Genomic DNA, 18,971 nt, shown 5'->3' with positions numbered 1-18,971 from the left:
TTTCAGAACGTTTGTTTCCAATTATAATAAGCAATAATAAGTACGTCAAAATAATAATTCTAATTAAGTATTATTTATAAGGTGATTTTGAATTTTATATGACAATTTCTTTAATAAAAAGCGACTTACATAATTGTAAGCCGCTTTTCCCTTATTCCTTAATATTTACCCCATATTCTTTAAACCAAACGTGAATTTGTGCTAAATGAGCTAAAAGCTGTGGCCCAGTCATCAATTGACCAAACCATGGTGTTTGAAATGCACTGCCACCAGACTGAATTAATCCGTTCAACTGCTCTTTATCAAACAATTCGTGTAAAATTGAACCTTTATCCGTTAATAGATTTTGAAGCCATACTGTTACTGCTTTTGTATAGTGTGGATTGTGCGTTTTCGGATAAGGACTCTTCTTTCTATATAAGATGTCATGTGGAAGTACATCTTCTAACGCTTTACGTAATAGACCTTTTTCGCGGTTTTTATACATTTTCATTTCCCAAGGAATATTCCACGCATATTCGACAAGACGATGATCTGCAAATGGAACACGTACTTCTAAACTTGCCCCCATACTCATGCGGTCTTTTCTGTCTAATAATGTTGTCATAAACCATACCATATTTAAATAAAATAATTGGCGTCTTTTTGCTTCTAGCGGACTTTCTCCCTCTAAAATAGGAACTTCTTGAATCGACTCTTCATAGCGCCTTTGTACATATTGTTGTAAATTTAATTTATTTCTCCATTCTTTCTTTAGCAGTTGTTCACGTGCTTCTGTAGAGCGCATCCACGGAAAGGCACTCGATTGTAAATCATCTTCTCTATAAAACCACGGATATCCACCAAATATTTCATCTGCACATTCCCCAGATAAACCGACGACAAAATCTTGTTTAATTTCACGACAAAACCATAATAATGACGAATCGATATCTGCCATACCAGGCAAATCACGAACGAGTACTGCTTCAGTTAAATACTCTGCTAATTTTTCATTCGAAATGACGCAGCGATGATGGGTTGTTTGAAATGTCTCAGTCATTAAATTAATAAACGGAGCATCTGAATTTGGCTGGAACGCATTCGCTTTAAAGTATTTGTCATTATCTTCGTAATCAATAGAATACGTGTGTAATTGCCCTTTTCCTGATCTCTCGTATTCTTTCGCTGCGATAGCTGTAATAGCGCTCGAATCTACACCACCTGATAAAAAAGTACATAGTGGTACATCAGAAACAAGCTGTCTTGTAATGGCATCTTGTAATAAAAAGCGCGTTTTCTCTACGGTTTCTTCAAAAGAGTCTTCATGTTTTTTACTTTCTACATTCCAATATCTCCATATACATAAACCGTTCTTTGAAAATGTCATCGCATGACCTGGACGTAATTCTTTTATACCAGCATAAATACCATGGCCAGGCGTTCTTGACGGTCCGAGGCCGAATATTTCGGATAACCCTTCTAACGTTACTTGCGCCTTCACATCTGGATGAGCCAGTATCGCTTTTAACTCTGAACCAAATAGTAATCGCCCACTATCATATTTATAAAATAGCGGTTTTACACCTAGTCGATCTCGCGCAATAAATACTTGTTCTTTCTGTTCATCCCATACAGCAAACGCATATATACCGTTTAAATGATCGACACATTCTTCTTTCCATTCAATATAAGAAGCTAATAATACTTCTGTATCAGAATGACCTTTGAACGTATATCCTCTTCTTAATAATTCCTTTCGAATGTCTTCTGTGTTATAAAGTTCACCGTTATAGCAAATGGCGTAATTCGTTTCATCTTTTAAACAAGTCATCGGTTGTTTCCCGCCCTCAGGGTCCACAACGATTAAACGTTTATGCCCAAATGCGACATTGCCTTTAATCCAAACTTTATTATCATCCGGCCCACGTTTGGCTAACGTCTCAGCCATCTTCGTAACGACATCTCTTTCTCCTTCTAATGAGCGTTTATAATCCACCCATCCTGTAATCCCGCACATATAAATCATCCTTCCATCTTATTTCTTTTCTTGAACGTGCAGTAATCCCCACCCTAAGAGTGCGGATCAAAAAATGGAAAACTTGACGATAACCTACTATCCACATATGGAATAGCATTCTCACTCAGTAAAACGTGTTTTATTGTATGCCCACCTATGTCTAGATGTGTCTAGTTATAAAGAATGCACGAACTGTCTATAACAGGAATAACTACTTTTTATAAAGGAGAAATCATGTATGATACAACGTAACCATATTTTATATAACCAGCCCCGCGCTCATACAGTCGGTAATGTAGAATATATAAACAATGAATGGGTATTCTTTGATGATGAAAATGATGAAGCATTTTTATTAGAAGATATTGCCGAAGATGGTTTTGAGATTTTATATAACAACAACTGGCTACCAGCTCGTTTCTATGAACAAGATATATTACAAATCGCCAACGAACAGCACCACCTGCAAAACGGGGAAATGATACGTATTCGAAAAAAATTACTTCTTAGCTATAATGAATGGCTCGAGGAATTACCTGACTCTGTGTTCACATTATTAACCGAATCATTGCAATCACTTCACTACTCTTTATATGATTGCATGTATTGTCATAATTATTTATCTTTCTTACCGAAAGAGGAGTCACGCGAAGGAGTAAATATTCTTTTGTTTGATAACGAAGAGATGATCTGTACACTACAGCATCATTTCGTCCGTCACACTACATCCAATAAAAACATGTTCCGTTTTACGAAAGTAAATGGAGAAGAGTTACATATCGATGCGACATAAAAAGTAAAAACCACCTTAGCTCCCAAGTCTTTGAGATTATAAGGTGGTTTTATTTTCTTTATTAGAATACTTGCCAACCAATCGGTAATTTCAGTCCAAGGTAAAATACTGCTACTAATGCAACAATAAATAGCCCCCAAACTGCCCCTGTTGCTTTGTTCTTGCTCATTTTCACAAGAACCATTTCCATTCCACCGATAACTAAAATACCAGCTATCATTTTTAAACCATACCACATGTGCATGTTACTTGTTGCAGTCTTCATAATCCCCATGTACAACATGAAACCTGTCACAATAATGATAATGTACATAAGACGAAGCCCCATATGTACACCTTTACCTTTTCTTCCTGCTGAATAAAGTGAATACGCAACGAAGAATAAAATTAAACCTAACGCCCATGCTGTAATATGCATATGTACCATCGTATCCCTTACCTCCTCTTTTCACACTTTTTCACTCTATATGATAACATGTTCATTTATTTTCAGGAAATGTTTCGCTTTTTTACATTTAAATGCTATAATATTTAGAGTATTTACAAACTTCTTGTAATAACAAAAGGGGGAACAATCATGATTCAAACTAAGGATATTATCGAACTTACAGACACATATGGAGCAAATAACTATCACCCACTTCCAATCGTTATTTCTAAAGCAGAAGGTGTTTGGGTAGAAGATCCTGAAGGAAACCGCTATATGGACTTATTAAGTGCATATTCTGCAGTAAACCAAGGTCATCGTCACCCGAAAATTATTAACGCTTTAATTGACCAAGCTAATCGTGTTACGTTAACTTCTCGTGCTTTCCATAGCGATCAATTAGGTCCTTGGTACGAAAAAGTTGCGAAACTAACTAATAAAGAAATGGTACTTCCAATGAATACAGGTGCTGAAGCTGTTGAAACTGCAATTAAAACAGTTCGTCGCTGGGCTTATGATGTGAAGAAAGTAGAAGCAAACCGTGCTGAAATCATCGTTTGTGAAGATAACTTCCACGGACGTACAATGGGTTCTGTTTCTATGTCTTCAAATGAAGAGTACAAGCGTGGATTTGGTCCAATGCTTCCTGGCATCGTTGTAATTCCTTACGGTGATTTAGAAGCATTAAAAGCCGCAATTACACCAAACACAGCAGCATTCATTTTAGAGCCAATTCAAGGTGAAGCAGGAATTAACATCCCACCAGCTGGTTACTTAAAAGAAGCTCTTGAAGTATGTAAAAAAGAAAACGTTTTATTCGTAGCAGATGAAATCCAAACAGGCTTAGGCCGTACTGGTAAAGTATTCGCTTGTGACTGGGACGATGTAACTCCTGACATGTACATACTTGGTAAAGCCCTTGGTGGCGGTGTGTTCCCGATCTCTTGTGTTGCAGCAAACCGCGACATTTTAGGTGTATTTGAGCCAGGTTCTCATGGTTCTACATTCGGCGGTAACCCACTTGCATGTGCTGTTTCTATCGCAGCTCTTGAAGTTTTAGAAGAAGAAAAATTAACAGAGCGTTCTCTTCAATTAGGAGAAAAATTAGTTGGGCAATTAAAAGAAATTGATAACCCAATGATTACTGAAGTTCGCGGTAAAGGTTTATTCATCGGTATCGAATTAAACGAGCCAGCTCGTCCTTACTGTGAACAACTAAAAGCAGCTGGTCTACTATGTAAAGAAACACACGAAAACGTAATTCGTATCGCACCACCTCTAGTAATCTCTGAAGAAGATTTAGAGTGGGCATTCCAAAAAATTAAAGCTGTATTATCGTAATAATAGAGAGGTTGTCCAACATGTTGGGACAACCTCTTTCTTTTTATATTCAATTATATTAAGATAAAATTGTAATCTTCTGTATTTTAAATTCATAAAGGAGGTGCGATATGCTACTAAGATATGGTAAACATATTAACTATTTAGCTACAGCGTTTATTTTAGTTACATTCTTTAGTTTCCTACTTTCCACAACATGGCTTCATTACTCAACTCCTACTACACTCACACTACTGAAAGCATCATTTTGGACTGCTGTTATTCTTACTATTATTGGATTTGGACGAGAAAAAAGCGCACTTGCGGTTATATTATTTGGCATTTGTACACTTGCATTAATTGGTCTTTACACTTTTGCCGTTATAGATTATCTCTATAATCCGAGACCATAGAAAAGAGCTATCTTTATACAAGATAGCTCTTTTCTCATTTCACTACATTTCGCAAAGTACCAATTCTTTCCACTGTAATGACCACTTCATCACCAGCATGTAAAAACCTCGGTGGTGTAAAACCTTTTCCGACACCAGCCGGCGTTCCTGTTGCGATAATATCGCCTGGTTCTAAAGTCATTCCTTTGCTTATCGTTGAAATAATTTCTTCTATTGAAAAAATCATTTTATTTGTGTTGGAAGTTTGCCTTACTTCTCCATTTACTACCGTTTCAATGTGTAATGCATTCGGCGTTTCAACCACCGATTTATGAATTAAATACGGTCCCATCGGACAAAATGTATCGAAGCTTTTCCCAAGGAAAAACTGTTTATGTTTTCTTTGAATGTCTCGAGCTGTTACATCATTTATAATCGTATAACCAAAAACATGCTCAAGCGCTTTTTCTTTTTTAATTTGCTTCCCTCGCTTACCAATAATGATAGCTAGTTCTCCTTCGTAATCTAGTTCGTCCGTTGCGTGAGGGTGACCATTAATTTGCTCATTTATGCCAATAACTGTTGTTGGTGCTTTCGTAAAGATCATTATATTTTCTGGAATAGACTCTACTCCGCCCATTTCTACCGCATGCTCACGATAGTTTTTTCCAACGCACAAAATATTCTTTCTTGGCCTTGGAATCGGCGCTAATATTTTCACCTCTGTTAACGGATAATACGCCGCTTCCCCGTTCTCTTTTGCCCAATTTACAATTTCACATACTTTCTCAAAGCATTCAGTCCCTCTTTCAATACACTCTAACATTGTAATAGGGATTGTAACCTTTTCCCCTTTTTGTCTTTGCGCTTCTCTTAAGTGTAATACCTTTTCTTCTTCTTCATCCACAATACCTACAAATACCTTTTCTTCTTTCTTCGCCGTTACAAAACGCAATATTTCCACTCTCCATCCTAAAACTCATACCTTTTAATTGTATTCGCATCCGCAAGAAAAAAACCTTCTCATGCACGCTAATTTTTACAATATTCTTCTCGCACTTATTCGTTACTTATTCATTATTTAGCATAAAATGTAGAAATTTTACTTTTTTTAGCGAAGGTATTTCTTTTTTATGGAGTTTTTGTATAATATGTACTACATATATACTAAAAATTTCATTTAGAGATGGAGCCGATTTCAATGTTTGAGCAAGCTATTGAAAAAAAACGTGAAAAAATGATCTATTTTGCTGAACGCTATGGAATGACTTCTCAAAGAACAGTGGATTGTAGCCAAGAACTGGACAGGCTCTTAAATGTAATTTGTCATGTACATACGGATTTACACCCTACTCAAACGTTCAACACACACACGCAATAACGCGTGTGTTTCTTTTATTTCAAAAAAACACACATTTTATTGGAAACGCCCATACAATAGTAGAAAAGAAAATTTTAAAAACGAAGGGTGTTTTGTATGCCAGCTATGGTCGGACATATTCGTATCGTCAATATTGGATCAAGTGGTATTTTTCATATTGGAGATGTATTTGCGATTAGGCCTATTAGTTACTCACGTGCTTTCGCCGGGGCCGGCTCTTTCAACGTTGGAGATAATGTTTCTGTCTACAATTATCAAAGTGCAACGACTGTCAACGATTCAGATGTAATCGATCAAGCGATAATTGGCTCAACTTAAAGGAGGCAATTGCATTGAATTTTTATGTAAACCAAAGTATCATCATCAACAGTATTAAAATTGATAGTATTACAACCTCTTCTGTGTTCCAAATTGGTACTGCCGGAAGTATTAAAGCCCTATCTAAATTTTCAAATACGGGCGGATTTACGGAGCCGCTTCGCCCATTACAGGCAAAAGGACAAATTATTTCTATCAAACCATCAACTAGTTCTTCTTAAGACATCCTTGTCATAAATATATAGCAGGAATATTTTTACCCTCCCTATTGAAAAGGAGGTTTCACAAATGAATCAAGATATATATACTTACTTACACCAACTTCAACAAGCTCTTCAAACACAACAAGCAGCCATCCTAAATTTAGAAGAACAAGTGCGCCAACTCCAAGAAGAGCTTAACGAATTAAAAAATCGCCCCTCCTCTTCTGTAGGAAAAGTGGAATACAAATTCGATCAATTAAAAGTCGAAAATTTAAATGGTACTTTAAATATTGGTTTAAACCCATTTTCAGCAAAAGGACAACAAATTGAAGATTTTCAAGTAGATACAGAAACATTGAAGGTAAACCCTGAAACCGAAACAAACCCAGACTTTTATCAAGGTATCCTCCAAGAAATGCATCGATACTTAGATGAAGAAGCATATAATCGTATTCTCCATTTTGAACAAGAAGAGAGAACACCGCTTGATGAAATGTATCGACAAATGATGGTAGATGACATAAAAAAACAGATGGAGCATCGACTCCCTTATTATTTATCACAAGCGCAATCATATGAAGGTATTTCAACAGATCCAGATTATTTACGAGATATCATTATTCAGGCAATGAAACAAGATATTGACAAAGCCTTTCTCTCCTTTATTCAGCACATACCGGGAAATTTCCGAAAGGAGTAAGTATGTATGAACCTTAACGTTGTAAACCGTGAGTTAAAAGTCGGACAGATTAAAATGAACGGTGTATCGTCGTCCGCACTCTTTTTAATTGGAGATGCAAATCTCCTCATTCTATCTTCTATTCTCGATACACCATTTGAAACAGTTACAGAGGGTCCATTTGTACCATTAGTAACAGATGTCCCTCCTACTCCAGGTTAAGGAGACTGAGAAATTATGTTGCATCATGTGTCCATTGTCCAAAATGTTTCTATTATTTCTTTAGGAATTACTGCCGTATTGCAAGTTGGAGATGCAAACCAAATGGAATTAAAAAGTAGAGCTCTTGCCGTCCACCGTGAAATTCCTTGTTATATAAGGGGAGAAGGTCGTTTTGATGCTTTTGAAATCTTTACAGATGAACACATTACAATTCCAAAACGAACGACAGATGTAAATTTAAATATTGTAAATGAATGCCCTTTTATTGAAGTTAATAACGTTGAATTACGGACACTTTTAAATTCTGGTTGCTTTCAAATTGGAAATGTTGATTATGTTTTTAATAACTCTCGTATTATGCAAATCCGCCAATATATTACAGATGAACCTTCCGCACAATAATTCATATAGTAATTAAAAAGCTTAGTAAAGTAGGTGGATGGTATGCCTTCGGTTGTAGGAAATCTCGTCGTTCAAAACAGTAACGGCTCTTTCAACTTAGGAGATTTTTATAACGTATCTCCGAAAGAAAACACGAAAGCTTATAATGGATCCGGAGCTTCTAATGTTGGATTTGTCGTGAATACTTTTAACGGTGTTAGTGCAACAAATACGTTTGATTCTGATGTGGCGGATCAAGATCAGATTGGAACAGCGTAAAAAAAGTAGGAGATATTCTCCTACTTTTTTCTTTTATCTAATTCAAATTATTAAAATGAAATTTTAATCAGCAAGAGCTTTACTGTTCACAAATAGTGGTATAAACAAGTAAGTAGTGAAGAGGCACTATTTCATTTTATTTAAATGATAATCCGCTCTCCTCCAAAGCTTGTCTAAGCTTCGGCAAAGACGCAGGTCCCATACCATGCAGTTTTAAAATTTCTTTGTCACTATATTTTGAGAGTTCTTCTACAGTTTGAATTCCATGGTGTTCTAATGCCCTTCTTGCTGGCGCTGAAAGAAGAGAGAGAAAACCTTCTTTTGGTTTTCTCTCTTTCTCACAGGTTGGGCAAGTTGGACAATCGCTACTTTTATAGTACTCGTGTCCCTGTTCACAAGTTTTTAACGTTGTCATTTTTTATAGCCCCCTTCTGTTGTCTATCCTTCAATATTTACAACGTGATTCCCATCAAAGAAATATAAACATTTCTCTTTGACAGGATGTTGTAAGCTTTTCTCGAGTGCTTTTGCATATAACGAAAGTTGCACTTTATATCGATCTTCTAAAATTGGTTTTGCTTGTTGGAATCCGCCTGGGAATTTCCCTTCAATCGTATCTGTTTTGAAGTCGATTAACGTAATGCCATCTTCCTCTTCAATCATGCAGTCGATAACCCCTTGGACAAGAATCGTTTCTTCACTCTTCCCTTGCCAATCTTGATATGCTTCTTCTGCTGCAAGCATCATCGTAAATGGTACTTCACGCTCAACACTTTTCGCCGCTAATACCCTTTTACCTAAGTCACTGTCAAAGAATGAAATTACTTTTTCAATTGCTATTTCTTCCGCCTGCTCGAATGTTAATAATTCCTTATTTACCATTCCTGCGATTTGTTCTTGTAGCGTTTCGGCCGTAATCGGTTTCTTCAAATCTACATGCTGCATAACGGCATGGACTGCTGTTCCACGCTCTGCGTACGTTAACCCTTTTTTCTCCATAAAGCGCGGACGTGTTTTAATTGGTGCACGTAGTTTTTTAATAAAGGCGTTATCGCTACCTTCTTCAGATTGATAATTTCTCTTTATTTCTGTAACAGATTGCTTCGCACGATGAGATGTCGCATCCTCATATCCGTACTTCCACATTAATCTGTCGTACACTTCTTCTTTCCGTTTACTTTGCAGGGGAACAGCCTTTTTCTCACGAAGCGCTTCTAACAATTCTTGTTTCTCTTCTTGAACTGGCTCTGGTGCAAGTAGCGTGTTACCGTCCACAACTTCTACTTTCCAGCTAGTGTCATACCCGTAAATTTCATCCGGAATGCTTCCTTGTCCTAATTCAAGAAGCATTTCACTATCACGATGTCTATATAATGAAGGTGCAATCCAGTCTAAATAACAAGACGCTCCGGCACGTATGTGATCTGGTAATAACCATTCATTATGTTCCCTCGCATCAAGCCATTTTTCCATTTCCTTAGTTGCATCCTTAACTGTTCCGATTAAAATTAGCTTCTCTTTCGCACGCGTTAACGCTACGTATAATACGCGCATTTCTTCTGCAATTAATTCCATTTTCATTTTACGCTTAATCGCAAGCTGTGATAATGTCGTATATTTAATTCGTTTACGCGGATCGATAAATTGTGAACCGAAACCGAAATCTTTATGCAGTAAGAAACGCTTCATTAAGTCTTGTGTATTAAAACGACGACCGAGTCCAGCTACAAATACGACCGGGAACTCTAGCCCTTTACTTTTATGAATCGTCATAATGCGAACGACGTCTTCTTGTTCACCAAGAGCTCTTGCCGTACCCATATCATCACCGCGTTCTAAAATACGTTCAATAAAACGCAAGAAGCGGAATAACCCTCTAAATGATGTTGCTTCATATTGTCTTGCACGGTCATATAGCACGCGCAAGTTTGCCTGCCTTTGCTTTCCTGCTGGTAAACCGCCAACGAAGTCGTAATAACCTGTCTCACCGTACACTTTCCAAATTAAATCAGAAAGGGATTGTTGACGGGCAAATTCACGCCATCCTTGAAGTAAATTATAAAACCACTCTAATTTATCATGAAGTTCTTGCTCTTCTTCAAGCGGTGCTCCTTTTAAGAACGAGCTCATTACTTCATAAAATGACCCTTTCTTCCCATGAGCACGAAGCGTCGCAAGGTCTTCATCATTTAGTCCCACAATCGGTGAACGAAGTACAGCTGCAAGCGGAATATCTTGCATCGGATTATCAATAACGCGGAATACGTTCATCATAATATTTACTTCTGTCGCTTCAAAATAACCAGTCGCAAGGTCAGCATATACTGGAATTCCTTGCAATTTTAACTCTTCCATAATTTGCGGCGCCCACGGCATCGAGCGGAGTAAAATAACGAAATCACGGTATTGTACAGGGCGCATACTATCCGTTTTACGATCATACACTTCATAACCTGAATCAACCATCGCTTTAATACGCTGCGCCATAAGACGAGCTTCTAGCTGTGCTTTTTCGACTTCTGCACCTTCTTCTCCATCCATTACTTCTTCTTCCGTTTGCTGAATACATAGTAATTCTGCTGCTACATCTTCACCTTCTGGATAGGTAGCACCTAGCTTTAGTTCAGCGTCAGCATCGTAGTCAATTTCCCCAACTTCTTCGCCCATAATTTGTTTAAAAATAAAGTTCGTACCTGCTAGTACTTCATGACGACTACGGAAGTTTTTCGCTAAGTCAATCTTCATTCCGCCGCCCAATCCTTCTTGTGTGAAGCGTTTATATTTTCCTAGGAATAGTCCTGGCTCGGCTAGTCGGAAACGATAAATCGACTGCTTTACGTCACCAACCATGAACAAGTTTCCTTCACTCTCAGAATCTTTCGTTACGAATTTAATAATGGATTCCTGTACAAAGTTCGTGTCTTGATATTCATCGACTAATACTTCAGCAAATTTATTACGATATTGGAGCGCCACTGCTGACGGATTCATTTCACCATTTTCACTTTGTTCACTTAAAATTTGTAAACAGAAATGCTCTAAATCTGTAAAATCGACCATTCCTTTATCTCGCTTCATCGCTTGGAAACGCTCTGTAAATACTTTTACAAGTTGAACAAGCTTTTCTAATACTGGGTGCATATCTTGAAAATCTCGTAAGAAACTTTCCGGTTTGCGGCTAAATAACTCTTCCTGTAATTTCTTCACTTCATCTTTCGCTTTATTACGAAGAGAGTCTACTTGTTTTACAACATCTTCATTGTAATCACTTTTCTTAATACGCTTTAACGTTTGCCACGATACGTTTTGCATCGCTTCATACAATCTTGTCCACGACTCACGAGCAGCTGATGATAGCGTTCCAAGTAAAGCTACATCTGCTTGCAGGGTTTCAATGCGAGGCGCTGGACCGTCAGGAAGCATTGCGAGTTCAGTTGCCTTACGAATATGCTGTTCCGCTGTTTCAAGCTGGAATTTCACATCTTCTAATAAATAAGAAGCATATACTAAATCCTCAATTGTCTTTCCTTCTACGTCATATGCTTCTACTAATTTATCAAGCCATTTTTCCGGATTTGGATGCGCTCTTGATTCTGTATGAAGCGCTAAAATCATACGTTGTAAGTCATCATCACTACGGTCACTCGTATAACGATCAACGAGTTCAAAGAATATCGTATTATCTTCGATGCCATACTCTTCTTCTAATATGTCATCTAGCACTTCTTCTTTTAACAATTCATTTTCTGTTTGATTCGCAATACGGAAACGAGGATCAACATCAAGCATGTAGTAATATCCTCTAATTACTTGTAAACAGAATGAGTGAATTGTTGAAATGGAAGCTTTATTTAATAGGCTCAGCTGCTTTCTTACGTGTTGAGAGCCTGGTTCATCAATTAATACCTTTTCTAACGCTTCCCCGATTCGGTTTTTCATCTCTTGCGCTGCTGCATTCGTAAATGTTACAACGAGCAGGCGGTCGACATCGACTGGGTTCTCTTCATTAATAATCTTTTTAATAATACGTTCAACTAATACTGCTGTTTTACCTGATCCAGCTGCAGCCGCAACTAAAATATCACGTCCGTTCGCTACAACAGCTTTCCACTGGTCATCTGTCCATTGACTACCTTCTGGTTTTTTAGGCCAATTTTCTATCATTCTCCGCCAACCTCCTCTCTTATTTTCTCCATCGCTTCGCTATCTTTCATATCTTTTAACGATCGGAACTGATTATCTTCAAGTGACTCATCAAATTGACAAACAGATTTGAAGTTACAGAACGTACATGCTGCTTTATTTCCCATTTTATAAGGAGCAATATCGATAACACCTTCTGTAATATCTTTTCCAATATTTTCAAACGTATGGTGTACATATTTTTGCAGTACGTTAAACTCTTGCTCACTTGCAATACTTGAACGCGCACTAAAGCTACCGTCTTTTTTCAGGCCAGCAGAAATAATATCTGAGCTTCCTGTTGAAAGTTTGTTATCCATTAAACGAACAACGTCAGCATCTCCTAATACGAGTCCTTTCATTTTAAATTTCTTTAAAATTTCTTTTTCAATTTCAGCTTCAGATGCGTCACCTTTCATCTCAACGATTGGGTTATGAATATGGAAATACAATACACCAGCTGGTGATGCTGCGTGGCCTTTTTTCATCCACGTCTGTGCATTCGAAGTAACAACATCTAAATACGTTAACATTTGAAGTGCTAATCCGTAATACACTTCCGTTAAATCTAACGCTTTTGAACTTGATTTATAATCAATAATACGTAAGAACGTCCCGTTTTCATCTTCTGCCTTATCAACACGGTCAATACGACCGACTACTTCCATCTTTACACCATTTGGTAATGAGAATTCCATTGGCGGAAGTGACCCTGTACCACCCATACCGAACGGCACCTCTAAATCAACTGGTACGAATCCGCTCGACTTCGCATGTTCACGAAGAATGATTGACGTGCGGAAAATAATTTGTTGTAGTTTTTGTTTTAAATAGAAATGACGATTTGAACTTAATAAAATTTGTCGTTGTAATAACGGTGCAATTTCTTCTATTACTAAAACAGAAAGATGTTCACATTCTTTTATTGATAAATCCGCCCAAGTGCGGTTTTCACGCAATAACTTGTCCGCAATTTTCTTTAATGCCGCATGGAATAATTCGCCGATATCTGGCGCATCAAGTTTGAAAATATCACGCTCTCTAAGCGACAAACCATGCTGCGCGAAATGAGCGTATGCACAACGATTAAATAGTTCCATACGAGAGACGCTTCCTTTAATTGTATCTCCGTATAAATCTCTACTTACTGCTGTACTTAGTTTCTGCGCACGATTTCGGTAAAATAAACTTGATAGCACGCGACTACTTTTTTGTTTCCATTCATCTGACGTTACGTAGAAATTATATACATCCCACCAAAAATCTAAATTCCCTTCAAATCCGTATCGTTTCCACGTTTGTAGTTGCTGCATAACGTAAGATAACGTCACTTCTGGCGTTGCTACATATGAAATTTGTTCTGAGCGTGATAAGTCGTTTACATCATTCGTAATAAACGAATCTTTCACATTAGGGAACATTCTTTTTATTTTCTTAATAAAGCTAGACGCAAGTAACGTCTTTCCTTCTTCATCTGCAAGCGGGCATGAAATGTATAACTTCTCAGATGCTCTCGTTACCATTTGATACATAACGAACTGTTCTTCTAACAAAGTTTGTCTCGTCGTTGGCGCTAATTCAATCCCTGCTGCACCAAGAACTTCTCTTTCCTCATCAGAAAGCATACCTTCATCCATAGGTGCTGCTGGAATGACACCCTCATTTACACCTATAATAAACGTTGCTCTCACATCAGATAACCTGGAGTGATCAATATTAGCAATTAACACTTGGTCTAATGACGGCGGAATGTTAGCAAATTGAAGTGCCTCAAGACCTGTCGACATAACGTCAGTAAACATAGAAAGAGACATTTTCTCTTCCCCAAGCATCTCTACAAATGTATCAAGAAGGCTCATTACTTCTTCCCATACTTGTTCATGATCTGTCGCAAATAAGAAATCTCCACTTTCTTCTGCACGTATACGTAATTCTTCTAGTTTCTTCGGAACATCCAGTTCTTCTAAAAACAAGTAAACTGCTTCACACATTTGCATAACTGTTCCTGCACGCTTTAACCTTTTTTGCATGCGAATAACAGGTGTTCTTACAACGTCACGTAGCCTATTTATTTTCTCTTCCATTTCACGTTCACTGTCTGTAATCATCCCGTTCGTATCATCAAGAGAACGATAACGGCGATACATCCATGGATCTTCAGCAGTCCATCTCTTTCCTTGTACACCGTACGCTAAACAGTAATTTTCAAATTCATCCATTTCTTCACGCATCGCTTCTTTTCTTACGTCTAATGGATATAAAAGCTCTGTTTTCACGCAACGGAACACCGCATCATAACGCCAATTCCCACTAATAATCTCGAGTGCAGAACGAATACATTCTACCAATGGGTGGTGTGACATCGGGCGCTTTTCATCGATGAAGTGCGGGATATTGTAATCTGTAAATAACGTTCGCATCACATCGTAATAACTTTCCCCATTACGAAGAAGCACTGCAATATCTCGGTAACGATATTTTTCGTCCGCAACAAGTTTACGAATTTCACGAGCAACACCTTCTACCTCCGCTCGTAAATTCGCAGCTGTACTAATCGTTACACTCGCTTCACCGTTAAATTTTTCATTCGGACGCGCTTCATAATGAGCTTCTAAATGCGCTAATGCTGGAGAATGAAAACGCGGCTGTTCCATAAGTGGAATTGTTTTTTCAATTTCTATTTTCTCTTCACGCGCTACTTGTTTTATTTTTTCATACGTTAACGTCGTTTCATAAAATAAATCGAGTTCATTTACTGGCTGTGCTAACGTTTTTTCATCTATCGTTAACGTGATCGTAACTTTCGCTCCGCAAATCATAAGCTGTCTTACAATCTCTAACTCTTGCGGGGAGAATGAATGAAATCCATCTATATAAATTTCCGCACCATTTACATATTCAGACTGCGGAAGCTTTTCCACTAGCAATTGCAGGTAGTCTTCTGAATCTAAGTATTTTCCAATTAAAGCACGTTCAAAATCATCGTATAGTAACTGTAAATCATACACTTTATTCGCTAGTAACTTTTGTTCGGCACTGCTACTATGCGCATCTAATTGTTGCCACATTTCATATACGTTAGATGGCGTTACATTGTAACGTTTAAACTCCGCGATCATACTGCCAAGATGTTCAAAGAAACCGTTTTGCTCCGCTGCTTTTTGGAACACCGATAATCCATCTTTACGAGACTCTACAATTTTACGGAGTAACATATGTACACCAGCTTCATCAATATGAAGACGACTCGCTCCGCCAACTTCTTGCAGCACCTTCCACGCTAATCGTGAAAAACTAAAAACTTGTGCCCGAATAGAACCTCTTACATCCTCACTTCCAATTAACGCCTGCTGCGTCTGGAATGTCATCTGTTCTGGCACAAGATATAATATTGTTTTCCCTCTCGGGCGCTGTTTTAACTCTTCTTGCACTTCGCGTAAACAAAGTGTACTTTTTCCACTTCCCGCTCTACCAATCACAAATCGAAGTGACATGTAACCCCACCTTTCACTTACATAACGAACGTTAGTTTGCTACTATAATTGTATTATAGTACACGAAAAAAGACAAACTGAGTTGTTTGTCTTTTCTATACTTCTACTTCATTATATCAACCTTTTGAAAAATTCGTTTGCACCTCTTGAATTGGCCAATATCGCAAATCAACTTTACCGACGACTGTATCAGCTTTTACAAAGCCAAAGTGTCTACTATCCCAGCTCCCGAGCCGGTTATCACCTACTACAAAAATAAACCCGGGTGGCACCAGCTTTTCTTTCGTTAACTCTTCTAATGTAAAGTCGCCTGTTAGTTGCCTTCCATTTATCTCTTTCTTATACTTCTCTAGATACGGCTCATCAATAAATTGTCCATTTATATATAACTTATCATGCTTATATTCAATATGATCTCCAGGTAAACCGATAATTCGCTTTACATAGTCCTCTTTTTTATTCGCATGAAACACCACAACGTCAAATCTGTTCAAGTCCCCAACTTGATAACTCACCTTATTTACAACGAGCATATTGCCATCTTGCAATGTCGGCATCATTGACTTCCCCTCTACAACATACGTTGAAAAGAAAAACGTTCGAAAAAATACAGCTAATAATACACCAATTAAAATTGTTCGTATCCACTCTATGCCTTCTTTTTTCAAAGTTTTCTTCATCTGCTTCTCCCCTTATCCTTTAATACTGAAGCTTTCCTTTACAAAGAAGACTATTCTTAATGTAGTTCTAATTTTACTTCAATTTTCTTACCGACATACCATAGAATAAAAATACCAATCGCTACAATGACTGATTTCACCGGATTATGAATAAATGACATTAAATCATGACCGATATACGTTAAAATAAAAATCATCACAAGTTTTCCGAATGCTAACGCTAGTCCAAACTGTTTTACACTAATTCGGGATAAACCAGCGACAACATTTATTAGCGCTGACGGTGTAAACGGAAAACAAAATATAACAAAAATCGGTGCGAATCCTTTCCTTTCAATCCACCCCATTGCTTTTCGTACTCTCTCATGCTTATTTACAAACGAAAAGAAACGGCTGCGGCCAAAATGGCGGATGATGAAAAAGACAAGTAATGCACCCATTACTGATCCAATCCATGAATAAAGAAAACCGAGCCAAAAGCCAAATGCAACAGCATTCGCCAGTACAAATACAATAAGCGGTAATGCTGGAATCAACGCCTCTATCATCGGTAAACCAATACCAAGAAGTGGTCCGAACGCTTTATAACTCTCAACAATATGATCCATATTTTCTGGTGAAAAATACTCTTTGATTGTCTGAAAATCCATTCTACACTTTACCCCTTTACTCTAAATACTATCCCTACTGTATCATTGCTTATATGAAAGAGGAAATGGTAGATACGACATATGGAGATGTATTTATTAAAGTTTCCATATCTTTCATAAGAATTCCTTCATTATTTAGCTATGATAATCTATCAATATTTGACAATATATTACATATTAATAACACCCTATCCAACAATATCCTTATATCTCTTCAAAAATAGTATATTACAAATAATTTATTTAAATATAAAAAAATAGTATTTTTTACATTTTTTATTAAAATAACAACATAAATCTGTTATACTAAATATCGCAATATATTTATTTTATGTTTTTAGGAGGAAATACTTTGAAAGACACAGTAAAATTATTAAAATGGGTTACTGGTGCCTTAGAGGCTTTACTGGGAATACCTGTACTCGGAGGAACTATTGTTGTTTCTTTACTTTGGTTACCACTTCTTTTCATGCTAGTATTACATATCGTTACTTTAGTATTGGCTAAAAAAGTTAATATGAGTGCTAACGGTAATGTGCTAGGAATTGTAACTTCTTGCCTTGCATGGATTCCGTTTGTAGGAATGATTTTGCATATTTTATCAGCTATCTTCATTATGATGGATGCTGCCCGTAAGGAAGAAACTTATTAATATTTAAATAGCAAAAAAAGCTGTCCTAGAATGCCACTTAAGGCAACATTCTAGAGGCAGCTTTTTCTATATTACACTTCTTCTTCTCTAACAACATACACTTTCTCATAAGCTGGTCTTAATGTTGATTCTTCACTTTTATCAATTTCTTTAAAACACGGATTCCCTTGTTTTTTCCTACGATCTTCATATTCAGTACGTAATTTCGCTGTACGATTTTGTTGATTTTCAAAACTAGTTTTTGATATTTCTAATTTCACAGCAAAGCCATTTATAAATCTAATAATAAGATTTCCATCTTTTAATTCTTTATTACTTTCAATATAAAAATGAGACAACCAAGCGCACTCTTTTCTAGAGTAAGAATAGGTAGGGAAAAAATAAAGTTGATCTGTAGGACTAATCGCAATTGGTGCTTTATGTGTAATATGAGTTAACTCTTTCGTTCCTTCTTTTCTGCCTAAGAAACTCGAGCCATGCTTGCGGCAACTTCTTTCTATAATATCTAGAGGTTTTTGAAATACGAAAAAAGAATCATTCATTTCAACGACTCGAGTAACAATTTTCTTTTCACTTAGAATAACAGGAAGTAAGGCCATCGTATTTTTCGTTACAACATAATTTTCGACATAGCGTTCCACTTTACTTTCCATGCTCTATTATCTCCTTTTTTCCATTTATATTAGCAGCTGCATATATAATTTTAGCACCTATGAAAAGAAAACGGATTGCATATTCCACTATTTTACATAGATTTATTATTTATCAACCATTCTTTAAATTTAAAATTAACTATATAATAATAAAAAGATAATAATGTACACAAAAAACATTTATACTACTATAAATATTTGAAATCACTTCCTCATTTCACATCATTACAACAACTAACTTTGCTATAATTAAAATATAAATCCAA

20 protein-coding genes are annotated in these 18,971 nt (G+C 36.9%); 11 read left to right on the top strand and 9 right to left on the bottom strand.

Annotated features, from left to right (window positions below; translation table 11 throughout):
• Positions 1-151 precede the first annotated feature (151 nt).
• Entirely contained in the window at positions 152-1,999 is a 1,848-nt protein-coding gene (gene asnB, locus ATL10_RS10830; RefSeq protein ID WP_110496890.1) for an asparagine synthase (glutamine-hydrolyzing), read from the bottom strand.
• Positions 2,000-2,237: 238 nt separating this feature from the next.
• Between asnB and ATL10_RS10825 the strand changes: the two genes are divergently transcribed.
• Positions 2,238-2,792, top strand: a complete 555-nt coding sequence (locus tag ATL10_RS10825; protein ID WP_000616066.1) for a DUF2777 domain-containing protein — start codon at positions 2,238-2,240, stop codon at positions 2,790-2,792.
• A gap of 61 nt (positions 2,793-2,853) precedes the next feature.
• On the opposite strand, the gene ATL10_RS10820 is transcribed toward ATL10_RS10825, so the two are convergent.
• Positions 2,854-3,219 (bottom strand): YisL family protein, encoded by a 366-nt coding sequence (locus ATL10_RS10820; protein ID WP_000233490.1) that lies wholly within the window; start codon positions 3,217-3,219, stop codon positions 2,854-2,856.
• Positions 3,220-3,369: 150 nt separating this feature from the next.
• Here ATL10_RS10820 and rocD point away from each other — a divergent pair, with 150 nt between their 5' ends.
• Both rocD and ATL10_RS10810 read left to right on the top strand, forming a co-directional pair.
• The gene (gene rocD, locus ATL10_RS10815) at positions 3,370-4,560 is read left to right on the top strand and encodes an ornithine aminotransferase (protein ID WP_000616660.1); all 1,191 of its coding nucleotides are present in this window, start codon (positions 3,370-3,372) and stop codon (positions 4,558-4,560) included.
• Positions 4,561-4,670: 110 nt separating this feature from the next.
• On the top strand, positions 4,671-4,952 hold the full coding sequence (locus ATL10_RS10810) for a hypothetical protein (RefSeq protein WP_000926859.1): 282 nt from the start codon (positions 4,671-4,673) through the stop codon (positions 4,950-4,952).
• Positions 4,953-4,986: 34 nt separating this feature from the next.
• Here ATL10_RS10810 and ATL10_RS10805 read toward each other — a convergent pair whose 3' ends face one another.
• A complete protein-coding gene (locus ATL10_RS10805; RefSeq protein WP_064532885.1) occupies positions 4,987-5,886 on the bottom strand; it encodes a fumarylacetoacetate hydrolase family protein in 900 nt (299 codons plus the stop codon).
• Positions 5,887-6,132: 246 nt separating this feature from the next.
• Here ATL10_RS10805 and ATL10_RS10800 point away from each other — a divergent pair, with 246 nt between their 5' ends.
• The 7 genes from ATL10_RS10800 (at position 6,133) to gerPF (ending at position 8,394) form a co-directional block, all read left to right on the top strand.
• A complete protein-coding gene (locus ATL10_RS10800; protein WP_000462857.1) occupies positions 6,133-6,312 on the top strand; it encodes an aspartyl-phosphate phosphatase Spo0E family protein in 180 nt (59 codons plus the stop codon).
• A 96-nt stretch (positions 6,313-6,408) separates the two neighbouring features.
• A complete protein-coding gene (gene gerPA, locus ATL10_RS10795; protein ID WP_001111187.1) occupies positions 6,409-6,630 on the top strand; it encodes a spore germination protein GerPA in 222 nt (73 codons plus the stop codon).
• Between the two features lie 14 nt (positions 6,631-6,644).
• Complete coding sequence (gene gerPB, locus ATL10_RS10790; RefSeq protein ID WP_001012508.1) at positions 6,645-6,851, top strand: spore germination protein GerPB; 207 nt, start codon at positions 6,645-6,647, stop codon at positions 6,849-6,851.
• 67 nt (positions 6,852-6,918) lie between these two features.
• Positions 6,919-7,533, top strand: a complete 615-nt coding sequence (gerPC, locus tag ATL10_RS10785; protein WP_001070763.1) for a spore germination protein GerPC — start codon at positions 6,919-6,921, stop codon at positions 7,531-7,533.
• Between the two features lie 6 nt (positions 7,534-7,539).
• Positions 7,540-7,734, top strand: a complete 195-nt coding sequence (gene gerPD, locus ATL10_RS10780) for a spore germination protein GerPD (RefSeq protein ID WP_001052807.1) — start codon at positions 7,540-7,542, stop codon at positions 7,732-7,734.
• A 15-nt stretch (positions 7,735-7,749) separates the two neighbouring features.
• The gene (locus tag ATL10_RS10775) at positions 7,750-8,136 is read left to right on the top strand and encodes a spore germination protein GerPE (protein WP_090975802.1); all 387 of its coding nucleotides are present in this window, start codon (positions 7,750-7,752) and stop codon (positions 8,134-8,136) included.
• A 42-nt stretch (positions 8,137-8,178) separates the two neighbouring features.
• Positions 8,179-8,394: a spore germination protein GerPF gene (gene gerPF, locus ATL10_RS10770; RefSeq protein ID WP_001141566.1), complete on the top strand. Its 216-nt coding sequence runs from the start codon at positions 8,179-8,181 to the stop codon at positions 8,392-8,394.
• A gap of 136 nt (positions 8,395-8,530) precedes the next feature.
• Here the strand turns inward: gerPF and ATL10_RS10765 are convergent, their stop codons facing one another.
• The 5 genes from ATL10_RS10765 to ATL10_RS10745 all read right to left on the bottom strand — a co-directional run bounded on the left by ATL10_RS10765 (position 8,531) and on the right by ATL10_RS10745 (position 17,400).
• Positions 8,531-8,809: an RNA polymerase alpha subunit C-terminal domain-containing protein gene (locus ATL10_RS10765; RefSeq protein WP_090975801.1), complete on the bottom strand. Its 279-nt coding sequence runs from the start codon at positions 8,807-8,809 to the stop codon at positions 8,531-8,533.
• A 23-nt stretch (positions 8,810-8,832) separates the two neighbouring features.
• Positions 8,833-12,558 (bottom strand): helicase-exonuclease AddAB subunit AddA, encoded by a 3,726-nt coding sequence (gene addA, locus ATL10_RS10760; protein WP_090975799.1) that lies wholly within the window; start codon positions 12,556-12,558, stop codon positions 8,833-8,835.
• Positions 12,555-16,070 (bottom strand): helicase-exonuclease AddAB subunit AddB, encoded by a 3,516-nt coding sequence (gene addB / locus ATL10_RS10755; protein WP_086422207.1) that lies wholly within the window; start codon positions 16,068-16,070, stop codon positions 12,555-12,557. The genes addA and addB overlap by 4 nt, the downstream gene beginning before the upstream one ends.
• A gap of 116 nt (positions 16,071-16,186) precedes the next feature.
• The gene (lepB, locus tag ATL10_RS10750; protein WP_000751897.1) at positions 16,187-16,750 is read right to left on the bottom strand and encodes a signal peptidase I; all 564 of its coding nucleotides are present in this window, start codon (positions 16,748-16,750) and stop codon (positions 16,187-16,189) included.
• A 56-nt stretch (positions 16,751-16,806) separates the two neighbouring features.
• Positions 16,807-17,400 carry a TVP38/TMEM64 family protein gene (locus ATL10_RS10745; protein ID WP_071714132.1) on the bottom strand — a complete coding sequence of 198 codons (594 nt, stop codon included), beginning with the start codon at positions 17,398-17,400 and terminating at the stop codon, positions 16,807-16,809.
• 352 nt (positions 17,401-17,752) lie between these two features.
• Here ATL10_RS10745 and ATL10_RS10740 point away from each other — a divergent pair, with 352 nt between their 5' ends.
• Positions 17,753-18,052 (top strand): hypothetical protein, encoded by a 300-nt coding sequence (locus ATL10_RS10740; protein WP_080476084.1) that lies wholly within the window; start codon positions 17,753-17,755, stop codon positions 18,050-18,052.
• Positions 18,053-18,123: 71 nt separating this feature from the next.
• On the opposite strand, the gene ATL10_RS10735 is transcribed toward ATL10_RS10740, so the two are convergent.
• On the bottom strand, positions 18,124-18,705 hold the full coding sequence (locus tag ATL10_RS10735; RefSeq protein WP_071714131.1) for a competence protein ComK: 582 nt from the start codon (positions 18,703-18,705) through the stop codon (positions 18,124-18,126).
• Between the last annotated feature and the right edge of the window lie 266 nt (positions 18,706-18,971).

It is taken from the genome of Bacillus sp. 196mf (genome assembly GCF_003217275.1).
GTDB classification, from domain to species: Bacteria; Bacillota; Bacilli; order Bacillales; family Bacillaceae_G; genus Bacillus_A; species Bacillus_A thuringiensis_S.
Note: the sequence above shows the minus strand (reverse complement) of the source record. Positions and strands in the feature narration are given on the sequence as shown.

Coding starts and splice junctions, on each gene's coding strand:
- asnB (WP_110496890.1), bottom strand. CDS start 1,999: ATGTGCGGGATTACAGGATGGGTGGATTATAAACGCTCATTAGAAGGA.
- lepB (WP_000751897.1), bottom strand. CDS start 16,750: ATGAAGAAAACTTTGAAAAAAGAAGGCATAGAGTGGATACGAACAATT.
- rocD (WP_000616660.1), top strand. CDS start 3,370: ATGATTCAAACTAAGGATATTATCGAACTTACAGACACATATGGAGCA.
- addB (WP_086422207.1), bottom strand. CDS start 16,070: ATGTCACTTCGATTTGTGATTGGTAGAGCGGGAAGTGGAAAAAGTACA.
- addA (WP_090975799.1), bottom strand. CDS start 12,558: ATGATAGAAAATTGGCCTAAAAAACCAGAAGGTAGTCAATGGACAGAT.
- ATL10_RS10810 (WP_000926859.1), top strand. CDS start 4,671: ATGCTACTAAGATATGGTAAACATATTAACTATTTAGCTACAGCGTTT.
- ATL10_RS10820 (WP_000233490.1), bottom strand. CDS start 3,219: ATGGTACATATGCATATTACAGCATGGGCGTTAGGTTTAATTTTATTC.
- gerPF (WP_001141566.1), top strand. CDS start 8,179: ATGCCTTCGGTTGTAGGAAATCTCGTCGTTCAAAACAGTAACGGCTCT.
- ATL10_RS10745 (WP_071714132.1), bottom strand. CDS start 17,400: ATGGATTTTCAGACAATCAAAGAGTATTTTTCACCAGAAAATATGGAT.
- ATL10_RS10825 (WP_000616066.1), top strand. CDS start 2,238: ATGATACAACGTAACCATATTTTATATAACCAGCCCCGCGCTCATACA.
- ATL10_RS10765 (WP_090975801.1), bottom strand. CDS start 8,809: ATGACAACGTTAAAAACTTGTGAACAGGGACACGAGTACTATAAAAGT.
- ATL10_RS10735 (WP_071714131.1), bottom strand. CDS start 18,705: ATGGAAAGTAAAGTGGAACGCTATGTCGAAAATTATGTTGTAACGAAA.
- ATL10_RS10775 (WP_090975802.1), top strand. CDS start 7,750: ATGTTGCATCATGTGTCCATTGTCCAAAATGTTTCTATTATTTCTTTA.
- gerPC (WP_001070763.1), top strand. CDS start 6,919: ATGAATCAAGATATATATACTTACTTACACCAACTTCAACAAGCTCTT.
- gerPD (WP_001052807.1), top strand. CDS start 7,540: ATGAACCTTAACGTTGTAAACCGTGAGTTAAAAGTCGGACAGATTAAA.
- ATL10_RS10800 (WP_000462857.1), top strand. CDS start 6,133: ATGTTTGAGCAAGCTATTGAAAAAAAACGTGAAAAAATGATCTATTTT.
- gerPA (WP_001111187.1), top strand. CDS start 6,409: ATGCCAGCTATGGTCGGACATATTCGTATCGTCAATATTGGATCAAGT.